General features: G+C 45.4%; 15 protein-coding genes. 9 read left to right on the top strand and 6 right to left on the bottom strand.

All coding sequences use genetic code 11. The annotated features are described in order from the left end of the window. Window positions 1-6: 6 nt before the first annotated feature. Window positions 7-1,299: a DUF4785 domain-containing protein gene (locus tag SVI_RS03630; RefSeq protein WP_013050050.1), complete on the top strand. Its 1,293-nt coding sequence runs from the start codon at window positions 7-9 to the stop codon at window positions 1,297-1,299. Between the two features lie 175 nt (window positions 1,300-1,474). Here SVI_RS03630 and SVI_RS03625 read toward each other — a convergent pair whose 3' ends face one another. The 3 genes from SVI_RS03625 to SVI_RS03615 form a co-directional block, all read right to left on the bottom strand. Next, entirely contained in the window at window positions 1,475-1,846 is a 372-nt protein-coding gene (locus SVI_RS03625) for a hypothetical protein (RefSeq protein ID WP_013050049.1), read from the bottom strand. A 139-nt stretch (window positions 1,847-1,985) separates the two neighbouring features. Next, window positions 1,986-3,236 carry an ammonium transporter gene (locus SVI_RS03620; RefSeq protein ID WP_041419647.1) on the bottom strand — a complete coding sequence of 417 codons (1,251 nt, stop codon included), beginning with the start codon at window positions 3,234-3,236 and terminating at the stop codon, window positions 1,986-1,988. 12 nt (window positions 3,237-3,248) lie between these two features. Continuing rightward, entirely contained in the window at window positions 3,249-3,587 is a 339-nt protein-coding gene (locus tag SVI_RS03615) for a P-II family nitrogen regulator (RefSeq protein ID WP_041419646.1), read from the bottom strand. Window positions 3,588-4,176: 589 nt separating this feature from the next. Between SVI_RS03615 and narQ the strand changes: the two genes are divergently transcribed. Together narQ and SVI_RS03600 are read left to right on the top strand one after the other, a co-directional pair. Beyond that, complete coding sequence (narQ, locus tag SVI_RS03605; protein WP_013050046.1) at window positions 4,177-5,880, top strand: nitrate/nitrite two-component system sensor histidine kinase NarQ; 1,704 nt, start codon at window positions 4,177-4,179, stop codon at window positions 5,878-5,880. A 42-nt stretch (window positions 5,881-5,922) separates the two neighbouring features. Next, window positions 5,923-6,552, top strand: a complete 630-nt coding sequence (locus SVI_RS03600; RefSeq protein WP_013050045.1) for a response regulator — start codon at window positions 5,923-5,925, stop codon at window positions 6,550-6,552. Between the two features lie 89 nt (window positions 6,553-6,641). On the opposite strand, the gene SVI_RS03595 is transcribed toward SVI_RS03600, so the two are convergent. Both SVI_RS03595 and fkpA read right to left on the bottom strand, forming a co-directional pair. Further along, window positions 6,642-7,016, bottom strand: coding sequence for a YacL family protein (locus SVI_RS03595; RefSeq protein WP_013050044.1), 375 nt, complete (start codon window positions 7,014-7,016; stop codon window positions 6,642-6,644). Between the two features lie 151 nt (window positions 7,017-7,167). Then, the gene (gene fkpA / locus SVI_RS03590) at window positions 7,168-7,956 is read right to left on the bottom strand and encodes an FKBP-type peptidyl-prolyl cis-trans isomerase (RefSeq protein ID WP_013050043.1); all 789 of its coding nucleotides are present in this window, start codon (window positions 7,954-7,956) and stop codon (window positions 7,168-7,170) included. Window positions 7,957-8,125: 169 nt separating this feature from the next. Here fkpA and SVI_RS03585 point away from each other — a divergent pair, with 169 nt between their 5' ends. The 6 genes from SVI_RS03585 (at window position 8,126) to SVI_RS03560 (ending at window position 14,682) form a co-directional block, all read left to right on the top strand. Further along, window positions 8,126-9,097: a WD40 repeat domain-containing protein gene (locus SVI_RS03585; RefSeq protein WP_013050042.1), complete on the top strand. Its 972-nt coding sequence runs from the start codon at window positions 8,126-8,128 to the stop codon at window positions 9,095-9,097. A gap of 8 nt (window positions 9,098-9,105) precedes the next feature. After that, on the top strand, window positions 9,106-9,315 hold the full coding sequence (locus SVI_RS03580; RefSeq protein WP_013050041.1) for a SlyX family protein: 210 nt from the start codon (window positions 9,106-9,108) through the stop codon (window positions 9,313-9,315). Between the two features lie 136 nt (window positions 9,316-9,451). Continuing rightward, window positions 9,452-10,819: a COG3014 family protein gene (locus SVI_RS03575; RefSeq protein WP_013050040.1), complete on the top strand. Its 1,368-nt coding sequence runs from the start codon at window positions 9,452-9,454 to the stop codon at window positions 10,817-10,819. Between the two features lie 22 nt (window positions 10,820-10,841). Next, complete coding sequence (gene lpoB, locus SVI_RS03570) at window positions 10,842-11,435, top strand: penicillin-binding protein activator LpoB (protein WP_013050039.1); 594 nt, start codon at window positions 10,842-10,844, stop codon at window positions 11,433-11,435. A 165-nt stretch (window positions 11,436-11,600) separates the two neighbouring features. Beyond that, entirely contained in the window at window positions 11,601-14,225 is a 2,625-nt protein-coding gene (locus SVI_RS03565) for an ERAP1-like C-terminal domain-containing protein (protein WP_013050038.1), read from the top strand. Between the two features lie 244 nt (window positions 14,226-14,469). Beyond that, window positions 14,470-14,682: a hypothetical protein gene (locus SVI_RS03560; RefSeq protein ID WP_013050037.1), complete on the top strand. Its 213-nt coding sequence runs from the start codon at window positions 14,470-14,472 to the stop codon at window positions 14,680-14,682. 109 nt (window positions 14,683-14,791) lie between these two features. On the opposite strand, the gene SVI_RS03555 is transcribed toward SVI_RS03560, so the two are convergent. Then, on the bottom strand, window positions 14,792-15,358 hold the full coding sequence (locus SVI_RS03555) for a phosphoribosyltransferase (protein ID WP_013050036.1): 567 nt from the start codon (window positions 15,356-15,358) through the stop codon (window positions 14,792-14,794). Window positions 15,359-15,496: the final 138 nt, after the last annotated feature.

Raw genomic sequence — 15,496 nt, 5'->3', positions numbered from 1 at the left:
ATAAACATGAAAAACTATCCATTGATGCTGGTGACACTAGCTATCTCCACCCTGCTAGCAGGCTGTCAGGATGAAACCACGACAAAGGCTCCAGATACTCAAGCTACAAGCGTCAAACAGGTATCGTTATCGGCGCCTCAGCTAGGTGACTTTAGTGTGACAGAAGTCACCGAGCCACAACTGCCGCCAATTAACAGCAGCAGGGAATCCCTGAGTTTTATCAGCGTGCCTACTAAGACATTCACCATAAGTCCACCATCTGACTCACATTCGAGCACCAGTGATGAATATTGGACCACAGTCACAGGTGCCGAGCTAAATCGAGGCATAAGCCTAGCCATCAGCCAAGCCTCTAGCATTATTCGTATCTCACCGAGGGCGGACCTAAGTTCAGGCTTCTTGATGCATAGCCAGGCCATCTCTCCCCATAAGATCCAACTGATTAATCTGGATGAAAAATCGGGTGCCAGCAAATCTTCGGCCAATATTCATTCTTTGGTAGATCCACAAGCCTTAGCCACGGCAGGCCTCACAGATGATTCCAGCGCCCTCACCATGCCTTCTAACGCTAAGCCAGGGAAATACCAACTCAAGGTCTCCGAGCCTTTAGGGGCTAAATCCAGTTACCTGGTGAATGTAAAAGAGAAACACTCACCCTATCAACTCAAGCTCACCAGTAAATTCAGGGTATCGAGTCAATCCCGCAGTTTGGATTTTAATATTTCACTGACTAATAGCGATCAACAACTCAGGCCCACGGCGAGTTTAAAGCACTCAGATGGGAGCTATCTGGCTCTCAAACTTGTGTCTGATAATGGCCAATGGCAGGCACAATTACCTGAAAGCTTAACTAGGCCAAGTAGCAATCTGGGATTGAGTGAGATTCAAATTAACATGCAGACTCGTGTTAACGGCATTCAGGTCATCAGAACCGTGAAAACCGCCTTCAAGCAATTTGTGCCTTCAGCCAAGATCCAGCAGCAAGTGAATACTCGCTGGCTAGAGGGTGTGCCTGTTAGTATCGATTTTACCTTAGATATCGCCGAGGAGGGTCGTTTCTCCCTCTCGGGTTACCTGACTGGAAGCGATGCTTCTGGCCAAGATCGGACAATTTTAAAGACAGAGTCGGCAAACTGGCTCACTTTAGATAATTCAAGCATTCAGCTTAAGCTAGACCCTAAATTAGTTAAGCAGTCCGGCCTGAGCGCTCCCTTCAAGTTAATGGGACTTGAGCTTAAAGATCAGGGACAGATGGCCAGGTTGAGTTATCAGCAAGAAGCCCTGATACTGGAACAATAGTAATAGGTAGCAGATTCCAGCTATATAAAAAAAGCACTCATATGAGTGCTTTTTTGTGTTTTAAATAAGAAATTAGTGGTTTCTCATCTCGGCTCAAGGCATGCGCTAAAGACTAGCATTAGAGGCGTGCACTAGGAGCCTAGAGCCAAAGCTGCGGGTTATTTTAATCCTTAGATCACTTAGTAACTTGCTCAGCCAAGTCACCTGCCCCATCCACCTGAATATAGACATGCCGATTCTGATACTGATAAGGCTTATAAAACAAGCCATGACATGAATAATAGGCATAGGGTCTGGAGAGTAAAATACAACCTGCGGGAAGGGCTTGTAGGATCTGGATATCTTGCTGCATTCTTAAAGCCTCTCGCCATTGATGATCCCGTAAAACTTGGTCTCTCACGGCAAAGGCATCGAAAGGCTCGCTGGATTTGCGGACCACGACTTGTCCGGCATAACTTGGCGCCGATAGACTAAGCACAAATAGGCATAGTGCGCCTAAGGTGAAGCAAGTTAAACTCGTCTTACTTAGCTTGTTAAAACATGTCATCAGCAGCTCTCCCTATTCACGTTCAAAGCACATCGGCCTTATACTCATGATACAAAAAAACAGGGCGAAATGCCCTGTTTGATTAATGAATAGCTAAGTCTTATAAGTCTAAGCCTTATCAGTATGAGTCTTGCCTAGCTTAACGAGCGCTCTTGACTGATACGAACTCAGGATAGGCATCTATGCCACAATCTGCAGCATCCATCCCCTTATACTCGTCCTCTTCGGTAACACGGATCCCCATGGTCAACTTAAGTAGATACCAGACCACAAAAGAGGCTGAGAATACCCAAGCAAAGATGACGCCTGCCCCATAGAGCTGACCCAAGACAGTCGCATCGGCATTAGACAGAGGCACTAGCATTAGACCGAAGAAACCTGCCACACCGTGAACCGAAATAGCTCCGACAGGATCATCAATTTTAAGCCTATCTAACGCCACAATTGAGAAGATGACCAGGCCACCTGCAATCAGGCCTATCACAGCCGCAAAGGCGATAGAAGGTGATAAAGGATCGGCAGTAATGGCCACTAACCCGGCCAATGCACCATTGAGTATCATGGTCAGATCCGCCTTTCCCCACACCAGCTTACATACGACAAGTGCCGACACAGCGCCAAACGCCGCGGCAGAATTGGTATTAAGGAAAATTTTAGCCACCGCGGTTGCGTTTTCAGCATCGGAAACCAGTAACTGTGATCCACCGTTAAAGCCAAACCAGCCCATCCACAGAATAAACATACCCAGAGTCGCCATAGGTAAGTTTGAACCTGGGATTGGGTTGATTTGGCCATTGGGACCATATTTTCCCTTACGGGCACCCAACAAAAGAACGCCGGCAATCGCTGCAGCCGCACCAGCCATATGAACGATACCACTACCGGCGAAATCGACAAATCCTGCCTCAGACAAGAAGCCACCACCCCAGGTCCAATACCCCTCAACTGGATAAATAAAGGCTGTCATTACCACAGAAAAGGCTAGGAAGGCCCACAGTTTCATGCGCTCGGCTACCGCACCGGAAACGATGGACATAGCCGTGGCAACAAACACCACCTGGAAAAAGAAATCAGACTCCAGCGCATGATCCGCATCACTGGCCTGACTGCCAATAAATGTACCTATAGAAGGTAACCAGCCACCTTCAGCATTATCGACATACATGATGTTATATCCTAGGATCAGATACATCACACAGGCAATCGAATACAGGCACACATTCTTGGTTAGAATTTCTGTGGTGTTTTTGGAGCGCACCAGTCCGGCCTCCAGCATGGCAAAACCAGCTGCCATCCACATGACTAAGGCACCAGAAATTAAGAAATAAAAGGTATCCAGAGCGAACCTTAATTCAGAAACCGTCACCCCTAATTTTGCTAAATCTTCCATCACGCTTCTCCCTTATAATGCTTCGCTATCGGTCTCGCCCGTACGGATACGGATAACCTGTTCTAGGTCGGTGACAAATATTTTGCCATCTCCAATCTTGCCAGTACGAGCAGCATTGGTAATAGATTCAATTAACAACTCAAGGTTTTCGGCCTTAGTCGCAATGTCTAATTTAACCTTAGGAAGAAAGTCCACCTGATACTCGGCGCCTCGATACAGCTCGGTATGGCCTTTCTGACGACCGAAACCTTTAACTTCAGTGACTGTCATCCCCTCTATACCCACTCCAGCGATGGCTTCGCGGACATCGTCCAATTTGAACGGTTTAATGATAGCGCTGACCAGTTTCATTCTGACCTCCAAGGTATTTTGGTTATTTATTTCTAATATTAACTATTCAATCATCAGGCCAAGTAAACAAGTCATTAACTTTTAATAACTTAGGGTAACCAACGGGAGTCAATCAGAATATAAATGCACCAAACAAGGGCAAGTATTCACACGCCGCACAAATATAGCGCACGTAAATCATTGGCTTGGTAATGGCTCTTGCCTGTGTGCAGCTGGAGTTGAATTGGTCCTAAGGCATAGAGAAAAATGCTATGTCATGGTCAGAATGTAGGGGGTCTCTCGTTCGAGCCACAAGATAAGATCGAAGCAGTAAGATTAAAACATTGTCACAACAGGCTTAATTTCAGTTTTATAGCGGCAGGCATACTGTTTAATGGGTTTATCTTTTATAAAGCGAGTCATCTCTCTGGTAAAAGTGAGTCCCTTGATACATACCCGCCCCCTAAGTCGGTATACTGATAAGAAGTTTACGATAGTTCGAAATGTAAACCTGTGGTTATTCACATTTCTACCTTCTGCTTAGCAGGATAAAGGAGGTGAAGACGGACATGGATAGACTAATCAAAGCAATTTAGCGAGTTTTAATCTAATGAAAAAAGGCAGTTTAACCTCGACTATTTTAGGTCTAATGTTAACTTTAATCTTAGTATCGAGCGGCTTGGCAACTTTCGCCATCATCAACTTATCCTACAGTCTTGGAGATGCCAGAGCCATCAACGCATCAGGCTCATTGCGGATGCAGAGCTATCGTTTGATGCTAAATCAAAACACGAATCGCGAAGATACCATGGAAAAAATAGAGGAATTTGAAAAGACGCTCTATTCTGATGACCTTAAACGTTCACTTGACTGGGAAACTCCTGCCAAGCTCGAAGCACAATATCTGCTGGTTATTCATAAGTGGAAGGTGATGAGATCTTATATCGAAGCAGAAAATCCCCCCCTCTATGCCGCCGCACTGAAAGACTTTGTCGATACTATCGATCTGCTGGTGCTGGAAACTGAGCACTACGCCGCATTTAAATTAAAATTGTTAGCCGTGAGCCAAATTATCGGCCTTAGCTTAATGTTGTTTATCGCTTTTCTAGCAGTTCGTTTCACCAAGCGAAGAGTCGTCGCCCCCCTCAAGCAGTTAATGGAATCGGCCAATACCATCTCCAAAGGAAACTTTGATGTTGAGATGCCTAAAACTGAGTATATTGAACTGAGTGCCTTAAGCAGTGCTTTCGAATCTACGGCGAAGGAAATATCAACCCTCTACCGAGACTTAGAGGGCCAGGTAAAGGACAAGACCTTAGCTCTGACCCGCAGCAATAATGAACTGACTCTGCTCTACGATAGCTTGGTCATGCTACATTCCCGTAAGCTCGAAATTAGCAGCTTGAAAGCCGCACTCAATCAGCTAAGAACTCATGAACCCGATACATTCCTTCGCCTGGTTATAGTCCAAGATAATGATGAAGAATTAGTCATAGAAGCCGATGGCGGCTGGCCCCAACAACACAATAGCCAGACACATTTCCCGCTTAAGTTTGAATCCTATGAGCTTGGTTACTTAGAGACAAAATCCAGCGAGGAGCCGAATTATCAGCTGTTTAAAAATTTTGCCATCATGCTGGCTAGATCCATCGTTATCTATAATGCCACAGAGCAGAGACAGCAACTGGCACTCATGGAGGAGCGTGGGGTCATAGCCAGAGAGCTCCATGATTCCCTAGGTCAAATCCTCTCCTTCTTAAAGATCCAAGTCAGCTTACTGTCAAAGGGCCTAGACAGTGCTTGTCGCAACCCACAAGTTGAACATCAGATATCGGAAATCAACGAAGGGGTAAACACCGCCTACGTGCAATTAAGAGAACTTCTATCGACCTTTAGACTGACCATCAAGGACCCAAACTTACACCATGCCATCGAAGCCATGTTGGAACAACTTAGAAGCCAATCCGATGCTAAGATCACCTTAGATTATAAGCTGCCAATGCAGCTGCTCGGCGCCCATCAACATATTCATGTATTACAATTAACCAGAGAAGCCACGGTTAACGCCATCAAGCATGCTCAGGCAGAACAGATTAACATTCGTTGTTTTAAAGACTCAGATAGCCATGTCTCCATCACCATAAGCGACAATGGCATAGGTGTAGATGAGGTGAGAAAACGTGCTCAGCATTTCGGCATTGGCATTATGCAAGAGCGCGCGAGTCGCTTATCGGGTATAGTAGACTTCAGTGGCAATCCCGGGGGAGGAACCAAGGTAACACTGACTTTCCCTCCTCAGCAGGAACCTGCCTAGATAAATAATAAGAATAAACCCTTGCAGGAGGCGCTTTTAAAAATGGGTAAACCTTACTCAGTACTCGTTGTCGATGATCACCCACTGTTACGCCGCGGTATTTGCCAATTAATCACTTCTGATTCAGATTTTACCCTCTTTGGTGAAGCAGGTAGTGGATTGGATGCCCTTTCGGCCATCGAGGAGAGTGAACCAGATATAGTGTTACTCGATCTCAACATGAAAGGGATGACAGGATTAGATACCTTAAACAGTCTGCGCCAAGAGGGAGTCACCTCTCGCATAGTTATCCTAACGGTTTCTGATGCCAAACAAGATGTTATTCGTCTGATCAGAGCCGGTGCCGACGGTTACCTATTGAAAGATACTGAGCCCGACCTCCTGTTAGAGAAACTAAAGAAAGCCATGCTGGGTCATAGAGTGATGAGCGAGTCGGTCGAGAACTACCTCTATGAACTCAAAGATGCAAGCGATGAGTTTGACTGGCTCGATAACCTGACTCCCAGAGAGTTGCAGATTTTACAACTCGTGGCTCAGGGCAAGAGTAATCGAACCCTCTCAGAACACTTGCATATCAGCGAAGGAACGGTAAAAGTTCACGTGAAAAATCTACTGAGAAAGGCCAATGCCAAATCGAGAACTGAGATGGCGGTTCGGTATCTGAAGCATTGATACCAATAGATATAATAAGTGATCACCCTAATGATAAAGGCAGCCTATGGCTGCCTTTATCATGAAATATTCTATTAAACAAAAAGCCTTTAACGGCTCTCGTCGAGAAACTCTCTCCAACTCAATAACGCCGATTGGAAATCTTCTAAACCACAAAATGCCTCAGATTCATCGTTATAGAGTGACATGGAATCTTCAAACTCATGGTCTAAATCATCTTCCAACTCGTTAGCAAACACTCTGACCTGCTCACTGTCCAGCTCCAGTGATAGTGCCTTACCCAGCCAGCGCCTTTCGTTCAGTGACCCCACTTGTAACTGTTCGATGATTTGACAGAGTTCATTGAACTTATCTTTACACTCACCTAACTCTTCGGCGAACCAGAAACCTAATACCTCGTGATCCATACTAAAATTAGCAATCACAGTGCCCGTCATGGTATTACGCCGAAATTCATATTCCATACTAAAACCTATTACTTATATTTCTTCCGCAATTTTACCCTAAAGCGAGCCTCTATGTGTAACTCCCTGGCATCCGCTAAATATCAGCCACAAAAAAGGACGCCTAAGCGTCCTTTTCATCAATCTTGACTAACTAAAAATAAGCGATAATTTAGTGAGCGTGACCATGATCTTCGCCAGCAACTTCGGCTGTCGGTGCACCTGCTTTCTCGATAGAGTGCAGCGTGATTTCAAATATCAAGGTTGAGTTAGCTGGGATAGTACCTGTATTGCGCTCGCCATAAGCTAAGTCAGCTGGGATAACGAACTTATACTTAGCACCCACAGACATAAGCTGAACACCTTCGGTCCAACCAGCGATAACACGGTTTAACGGGAACTTAGCAGGCTCGCCGCGGGCGATAGAGCTATCGAATTCAGTACCATCAAGCAAGGTACCAACATAATCCACTTCGACAGTATCTTCGGCGCTAGGCTTTTCACCTGTACCTGGAGTCAAGACTTCATACTGCAGGCCAGACTCAGTTGTTACTACACCCTCTTTAGCCTGGTTAGCCTTCAAGAATGCTGAGCTATCTGCCAAGGCTTTCTCAGCAAGAACAGTCTCTTGAGCTTCGCGTTTCTTATTTAACTTCTCGTCAAGCCCCTTAAGAACAGTCTGCATCTCCTCTTCGGTCAACTTAAGCTCGTCATTAAGACCACTACTGAAACCTGAAACAATAAGGCTACGGTCGACAGGCATACCTAGAGCTTCTTGCTCTTTGATATGACCAGACATATATTTACCAATAGATGCACCAACACTGTAAGCTTCTTTTTGCGCTTCTGTCTTCAACTCAACATTGGCAGCAGCGGCTTCAGTTGTGTTTGCTTCTTGATTACAAGCTGACAGACCAACGATGGCCAAAGCAACCAGTGAAAATTTATAAATAGATTTCATTAAAAATGCTTCCTCAGGATCTTCTAGTAGTGACTAGAACCTTATCTTATAAGGCGATCCACTTTATACTAGTTAAATAGGTTATTCCAATTTCATTACTTAAGTTTAATCATCGGATGTAAATGTAATATCACTTACAGCTAGAGACAATAGTATCGGGGACAAGTTCATGAAAAGTTTCTTTTCGGTTATTTTGTGCACTCTTGCTATTGCTGCTTGCCAGCCTACAGCCATAGACACACAAGCATTGATCACAGAGCCTAGCTATGATGCCAGCCTGTCCCTGAATGGACAATTTGTCATCGTCAGCACTGCCAATAGCGCAATACAGGTATGGGATCTCGAGACTCGGCAGCAGAAATATACCTGGATACATAGCGAGTCAAATAATGACGCCTTCGATGTCGCCATCTCACCCAATCAAGATTTTGCAGCTTCTTTAAGCAGAGACTCAGTCGCACTCTGGAGCATGTTAAACGGCTCATCTTTAGGCTGGTGGTCATTGCCCTCCACCGGACAAAGTGTGGCAGTATCTAACTCAGGGTCATTACTCATAGGTCTCACCGATGGCAGCGTCATGTCTCTGATGCCGTCGGCTTCTACCAAGACCCCTTCTTTGATAAAGTTTCTTGGCCATTCAGAAAAAGTTAACAGCGTAGCCCTTTCTGCCGATGGAAAACTCGCCCTTACAGGCTCAAACGATATGCAGGCCATACTGTGGCACTCCACTACAGGCCAGCCAATTCATCGTTGGCAGTTCGATAACCGAGTCATAAAGGTGGACTTAAATGGCTCAGGGAGTCTGTCATTTATTGGTGATAGCACAAAAATAGCCAAGATTATGGACAATACCACTGGCGAATTAGTCAGCCAATTAAATATCACTCGTAGAAAAATGAACTTTTCGGCGGTGCGCTTTTCAAACCGTGATACATTGCTTCTAACAGGCACCCCGGCGAGAGAAGTCCGAGTCTGGGATATCAAAACAGGTCAATCCTTGGCTAATTGGCAAGTTCAGCGTACCAAACATGCCCAAACCAAGGGCGCCGTTGTATACTCTGTCGCTAACTTGGATTCAAACCAGATCCGTACCATCAGCAGCAATGGCTTAGTCGAAACTTGGCCAATACCTGTCCATTAGAGGTAAAAATGGAACAATTAGAAAAGAGAGTCGAAGATCTTGAGATGAAACTGGCATTTCAGGATGAAACCCTAGAAGATCTCAATCAGCAAGTGATCAAATTAAATGACCTATTGTCGGACCAACAGCAAGCAATACGACAATTGTTGAGTAAGCAACAAACGGCTGAGCCGGGCAATATGGTGAGTCAGTTAGATGAGGCCCCACCTCACTATTGATACCACTAGCTCTCTAGTATGAGAACCCAGGGCAAATATATCCCTACGCGAATCGATAAATAACATAAATTTGAAGGACCGAGATGCCCAAAAGGAGCGCTATGCAAGCGATATATTGCCCAAGTGAGGCGGCACTATGAAACATTGGCTATTAATTCCCTTACTCACGTTAAGCTTATCGGGTTGTGCATTTAACAGCATCTTCGTCAACTACCCATCGCAAATAGCCCAGGTAAAGGCCCAACTCAATAGCAATGAACCCATGAAAGGGGTCCAAGATGTGGCATCGAATATATCCGGTGCCGATGGTCTGCTCTATGCCCAGGAGGCAGGACGAGTCGCTCAAATAAGCGGTGATTTCGCGGCGAGTAAAAATTACTACCAGCAAGCGGTTGCAGCCTATCTGAAGTTTGATGACAAGGCCACTGTGAGTGTTACAGATATAGGTGCCACCACCAGCAGTCTATTTATTAACGACAACGTGATCCCCTATCGCGGGCCGGGCTATGAGCGAGTGATGTTGCATCAATATCAGGCGCTAAACTACCTTTTCAGTGGCGATCGAGAGGGAGCCTTAATAGAAGTCAGACGCAGTAACCAGCTGCAAAGTTCAGAACAAGCCAAATATCAAAAATCTAAGAAGTCCGTTCAAGCCATGGCTAACGGCACCATAGATGCTGAAATAAATAAGCTAGGCAAGGCGGCTGGTACTGTCACTAGTTCCTTCTTAAATGCCTACAGCTACTACACCACAGGCCTGTTACATGAAATTTTAGGCGAGCCCAACGATGCCTATATCGATTATCGTAAGGCCGCACAAATTACGCCTAATAATCCCTATCTGCAGCAAGATCTTGTCCGTCTGGCTACCCAGCTCTCCATGCCTCAGCAGCAGGATTTTGAACGTCGTTGGGGAAAAGCCAAGCAGAAAAAGAAGGGAGAAGGACAAGTCATAGTCCTACTCGAACGTGGCTTTGTCCCTGAAAAACAAAGTATAACGGTTCCCTTCACTATTCATGGAAACTGGCAGACCGCCTCATTAGCCACCTATACTTCAAATTCTCGTGCAGTTTCAAATGGTAAGATACATGGCCTCGGCAAAACCTTAACCGCTGCGCCTATCGCCAACATAGACGCACTGGCGATCACGGCACTAAAGGAAGATCTCCCGGCCGCGTTAGTGAGACAAGCAGCCAGAGTCTATGCTAAATCTGAGATAGCCAGAAGGGTCGAGAGTGGCTCGAAGAGGAGAAGTAATGAGACAGATCTGGCTTCTATCGCTATCCAGATAATTAACGTCGTCACCGAGCAAGCCGACCGCCGCAGCTGGCTCACCTTGCCTAAGCAGGCACAAATTGCCAGAACTTACCTTAAAAATGGTAATTACTCACTCAAGCTAGATAATTCATCGAGCCAAGAGATAGAGGTACAGAGCGGTAGAACCACCTTAGTCTGGGTAATAGACACAGGTAAGCACACACGTTTTTATTCAATAATCATCTAATACACACTTAATGGAAGCCACTATGAAAAAATTTAAAGTCATTTTTATGCTAGCAGTCGCTGTCGGACTGGCTGGTTGCCAATCAAGAGTTGAATACGGTGACGCCACTGAGGTGGAAACAGTTAACGCAAACTTCGGTTCTACAGACCTTCAAGCCATCGCGGCTAAAATGGTCGACAGCATGCTGACTTTCCCACCCATTGTGGCAATGACAGTTAACGACCGTCCTATCATGTTCGTCGACAAGATCAAGAACAAGACCTCTGAGCATATAGATACAGAATCAGTAACCGACTCAATCAGCAACAAGTTACTGCGCTCGGGTAAGTTCCGCTTTATCGATATGACAAAAGTCGACGCAGTGCGCAAGCAACTGGACTACCAGAACAATGCCGGTATGGTTGACCCATCTACCGCCATCAACTTCGGTCGTCAGATCGGTGCCCAGTACATGCTGTACGGCAACCTGTCTAGTATTGTCAAGCAAGATGGCAGCACCAAAGATGTCTACTACAAGATGACCATGCGTCTAATGGACCTAGAAACAGGCCTGATCGAATGGTCTGATGAGAAAGAGATCCGCAAGCGCAAGTCTAAGTCATTCCTAGGAATGTAGCGCGAGCTAAGCTAAATAATAACAATGCCAGTCTAGATGACTGGCATTTTTTATGAACCCTATGCCTAGATAGCATAAAACCTAATACAAGCTGGCTTCTTATCGCACTCGGCCACAAAATCGGTTAGTGTTGCCGCTCATACCTCTTCTGCCGGAAACCAAGCTGTGAATTTACTGCGTGCCTGTCTGCTTTGCCTTACCTCACTGCTGCTTATCTCATGTAACAGCACCAGCCAGTCCAATGTAGGCGATGGCAATTCATTAGATTCATCTTCTGCCGATAAGCTAGCCTTAGCTAAGTCTCGCAGCGCTCGCATCTCAGAAATCAGTTATCAGCTAAGCTTAGATTTAACTCAGTCAGAGCACTTCAATGGTACTACACGCATTACATTTAAACTCTCAGATACCAGTACCCCACTCAGCTTAGATCTACTCAGGGCCAACATAAAATCTTTTGTGATTAATGGGCACAAAATATACCCAAGATATAACGGCAAGGCGGTTATCTTAAGCCCGAGTACCTTAGTATCGGGCAGTAACACTGTGGATATCAATTACTCACAGGCTTATGGAACACAGGGCATGGGCTTAGTCCGCTTCATGGACCCGAAAGATGGCAAGGTCTATCTTGAATCCAACTTCTGCGCCGATCATGCCAGCATGATGTTTCCCTTATTCAGTCAAGCCGATCTTAAGGCCAGCTATAGCCTGAATGTCACAGTGCCTAAAACCTGGCTGGTCATTAGCTCAGTCAAGGAGCAGAAGGTCATCGACTCATTGGAGTCAAACCTGTGGCAATTCCCCAGCAGCCCTAAATTAAGCCCGCATATGTTTTCCCTACACGCCGGCCCCTACCGGGTCTGGAAAGACGATACAGCTAAGTCAAAGTACCCGATTAGGTTATTTTCTAGGCAAGCTATCGCAGACGATATATCGCCACAGATCTGGTTTAAAGATATGGATAAGGGGATCCGCTTCATGGAAGAGTATTTAATCACTCCCTATCCGTTCAGCAAATTCGATATGGTTCTCAGCCCTATGATGGCCAATGATGACGCCATAGCCAGCGCAGCGGTAGCTAGCATAAGTGAGAATATGACTCACCATTTAGCCCCCTTGCAACAGCGACAAAAAACCATCATAAAAACCACCATGACAAACCTTACCGCCCAATGGTTTGGCGCCCTGGTTACCATGAACATCTGGGACGAAAGCAGGCTTAATATGAGTTTGCGCTCTTTGATAACCAAGAAGACCTTGGCTCATCTAGGGTATAAGAGTCTAGACTCGAAACACTTCTATGACCCTATAAAGGCCAAGGCTTATGTGGATGATCTGCTATTTACCTACCACAGTGATACCTCAATACTGCCTTCGGCCGGAGTCCATAAGAGTGAGGCTATTTTACAGGGCCTCGAGCAGCTGATTGCTGAGCCAGATTTCAGACTCGGCCTGCAACACTATCTGACAAAATTTGCCAATAAAAACGTCAGTGCTGCAGACTTTTTTGCTAGCCTAAGTCTAGATAACAAACACGACCTGACTCAATGGCAGCAAGATTGGTTTACCACTCCCGGTGTTAATACCATAAAGGCTGAGTTCACCTGTAAAAATAACCGCGTAAGTGAGTTTTCCCTTCTACAATCTTCAGCCAGCAAGCAACACCCTAGGCTCAGAGAACAGAAGATAACACTGGCACTATTTACTAAGGGCAGGAACGAGCTTCATAGGGTCCGCTCAATTAGCCTAGTGTACAAGGGCGAGAGGACACGAGTCAGGCAATTGAACGGTACTCGCTGCCCGGATCTCGTCTATCCTAACTATCTCGATTCTGGCTACGTGAAAGTGAGCCTAGATAAGCGTTCACTCAAGACGGTGAAACAGCACCTCAATATGGTCACAGAACCTCAGCTCCGCTCCATGTTATGGCAGAGCCTGTGGGAGAGCGTATCCGATGGGGAGCTAGCATTAAATAAATACCTAGACGTGGTCTTCATTAATCTCCCCAAAGAGAAAGAGCCTGTCATTCTTAAGCAGGTGCTAACCAATCTTAATCAGAGTAAAACCGACCTTGAGCTGATACTGAAAAATCACAGCAGTTACATTCATATGGCGCTGAAAGGTTTAGAGCAGATGAGCCTGAGAAAGGCCATGGTTAACGATGAAAATCCCAATATTCAACACCTCTGGTTTGATGCTTATATTCAGTTTTCACACACCCCGGATTCCTTAACCCACCTAGCTAAACTGTTGGCTGGCAGCTCCAGCATCAAGGGGCTGAAGATAGACCAAGAGATGCGCTGGAAAATAGTCACTCAACTCAATCGTTATGACTATCTAGGCAGCCGCTCTCTCATAAACAAAGAGCTAAATAGAGACCAAAGCCCGCGAGGCCGAGATGCCGCCATCGCGGCCCAGGTATCTAGGCCAGAGGCTGGTATTAAACGCTATTGGCTAACTCATATTCAACATGACACCAATATGCCGTTTTCGACACTCAGTATCGCCATGGCTCACCTGTATCCAAGAGAGCAGAAAATATTGAACTCAGCCAGTTCAGAGCAGAGACTCGAATCACTGGCTCAGCTAGATGCGAGTAAAAGTGATCGATTCATGAAATTGTATGGCCAATATTTACTCCCTACTCGCTGTGATCACAGGGGGCTAGCCCTGCTCAAAAGCACCATAGATAAACAGGCTGGACTCTCGGCCACGACGCAAAAGGCCTTATTACAAACACACCAGAGCGAGTTGAGATGTGTCGCCATTAAGGAGCATCTGCTACGCTAGCGAGTAAGCGAGTAAACTTGGTCAAGACTAGCTTGGTTTATATGATTAATGTTTAGTAAGAAGCACTAACACTTGATACTTTACTCCCATGAAAATACATTAAGCATTTGATAAGATAGGATGTTTATTCATGGCATAAAGATTGCTTTTACAATGCTTATATCATGATGAGCAATCAATCAACACCAACAATTAGAATCAGCTCGAGCAGAGTTGCAAAGAAAGCATAGAAGGAATTTGAAATATGGGACTATTTGAAGTCATCACAGTAGCCATCGTCGCCGTGTTCGGAGTGAAGGCATTTAAGGAATATAACCTGAGAAAAGCCGGTGTCGATACCAGCGAAGTCGATGTGCTTAAATCTGAACTCGTCAGACTACAAGAGCGTGTAGCTACCCTAGAGACCATAGTCACTGATAAGTCATATCAACTCGGTGAACAGATAGATAAGCTCTAGCTAGCACAGATGCTTGAATAGCTTCCAAGACAGCTCGATCCCCCAATAAAAAAACCAGTGCATATTAATATGCACTGGTTTCATATTTTAAGCTGAAGCCTGGCGTCTCTTAAACGAACAGCTCTTTAATATTAGCCAGATCGCCTTTACCTTGGAGGATCTCCTCAGGAGATAATCCAGATACTTCATGGGGAAAGACTAACCATTCTTCCGACTCATGAATGAAGTAATCAGGCTTTAACGGCACCGAAGTGTTCTTAGGCTTATAGTAAGGACAGGCTATACGCACATCTTTTGGCATATTCAGACGCATCAGCTCACTGAGTTTATCTTTTAGAGCTTGAACACTGCGGCCTGAATCGAACACATCATCGACAATCAAGAGACCATCATCGGCATTGGCATTTTCGACGATATAATGCAGCCCATGAACCTTGATGTTCTTACTCTGCTTGTCGGTGCCGATACCATAATAAGAAGAGGTACGAACCGCAATATGATCGGTTTCAACCTTTTTAAAATCAAAATATTCCTGCACCGCGATTCCTATCGGTGCACCACCACGCCAGATCCCAACGATAAATTGCGGACGAAAACCGCTTTCATAAACCTGCGCCGCTAGGCGAAATGAATCTTCAAGCAATTCCTGTGCTGTAATAAAGTGCTTATCTGACATTTGACCGTCCCCATATTGTTATTTAATTAGGTCAATTTGGTAGGAAACAACTCATTCCAAAGACGGAATGGACGCTATTTTATCCCCGTGAATATTTCACAGAGTAAAGTGTAGGCCCTACCAGATTTTGGGGCCAAA

The organism is Shewanella violacea DSS12, assembly GCF_000091325.1.
In the GTDB taxonomy this organism is placed as follows: domain Bacteria; phylum Pseudomonadota; class Gammaproteobacteria; order Enterobacterales; family Shewanellaceae; genus Shewanella; species Shewanella violacea.
The sequence above is the reverse complement of the archived record's forward strand: the minus strand, read 5'-3'. Positions and strand labels throughout refer to the sequence as shown.

What these genes read in the sequence shown, in the direction of transcription:
- SVI_RS03630 (WP_013050050.1), top strand. Translation starts at nt 7, where the DNA reads ATGAAAAACTATCCATTGATGCTGGTGACACTAGCTATCTCCACCCTG.
- SVI_RS03625 (WP_013050049.1), bottom strand. Translation starts at nt 1,846, where the DNA reads ATGACATGTTTTAACAAGCTAAGTAAGACGAGTTTAACTTGCTTCACC.
- SVI_RS03620 (WP_041419647.1), bottom strand. Translation starts at nt 3,236, where the DNA reads ATGGAAGATTTAGCAAAATTAGGGGTGACGGTTTCTGAATTAAGGTTC.
- SVI_RS03615 (WP_041419646.1), bottom strand. Translation starts at nt 3,587, where the DNA reads ATGAAACTGGTCAGCGCTATCATTAAACCGTTCAAATTGGACGATGTC.
- narQ (WP_013050046.1), top strand. Translation starts at nt 4,177, where the DNA reads ATGAAAAAAGGCAGTTTAACCTCGACTATTTTAGGTCTAATGTTAACT.
- SVI_RS03600 (WP_013050045.1), top strand. Translation starts at nt 5,923, where the DNA reads ATGGGTAAACCTTACTCAGTACTCGTTGTCGATGATCACCCACTGTTA.
- SVI_RS03595 (WP_013050044.1), bottom strand. Translation starts at nt 7,016, where the DNA reads ATGGAATATGAATTTCGGCGTAATACCATGACGGGCACTGTGATTGCT.
- fkpA (WP_013050043.1), bottom strand. Translation starts at nt 7,956, where the DNA reads ATGAAATCTATTTATAAATTTTCACTGGTTGCTTTGGCCATCGTTGGT.
- SVI_RS03585 (WP_013050042.1), top strand. Translation starts at nt 8,126, where the DNA reads ATGAAAAGTTTCTTTTCGGTTATTTTGTGCACTCTTGCTATTGCTGCT.
- SVI_RS03580 (WP_013050041.1), top strand. Translation starts at nt 9,106, where the DNA reads ATGGAACAATTAGAAAAGAGAGTCGAAGATCTTGAGATGAAACTGGCA.
- SVI_RS03575 (WP_013050040.1), top strand. Translation starts at nt 9,452, where the DNA reads ATGAAACATTGGCTATTAATTCCCTTACTCACGTTAAGCTTATCGGGT.
- lpoB (WP_013050039.1), top strand. Translation starts at nt 10,842, where the DNA reads ATGAAAAAATTTAAAGTCATTTTTATGCTAGCAGTCGCTGTCGGACTG.
- SVI_RS03560 (WP_013050037.1), top strand. Translation starts at nt 14,470, where the DNA reads ATGGGACTATTTGAAGTCATCACAGTAGCCATCGTCGCCGTGTTCGGA.
- SVI_RS03555 (WP_013050036.1), bottom strand. Translation starts at nt 15,358, where the DNA reads ATGTCAGATAAGCACTTTATTACAGCACAGGAATTGCTTGAAGATTCA.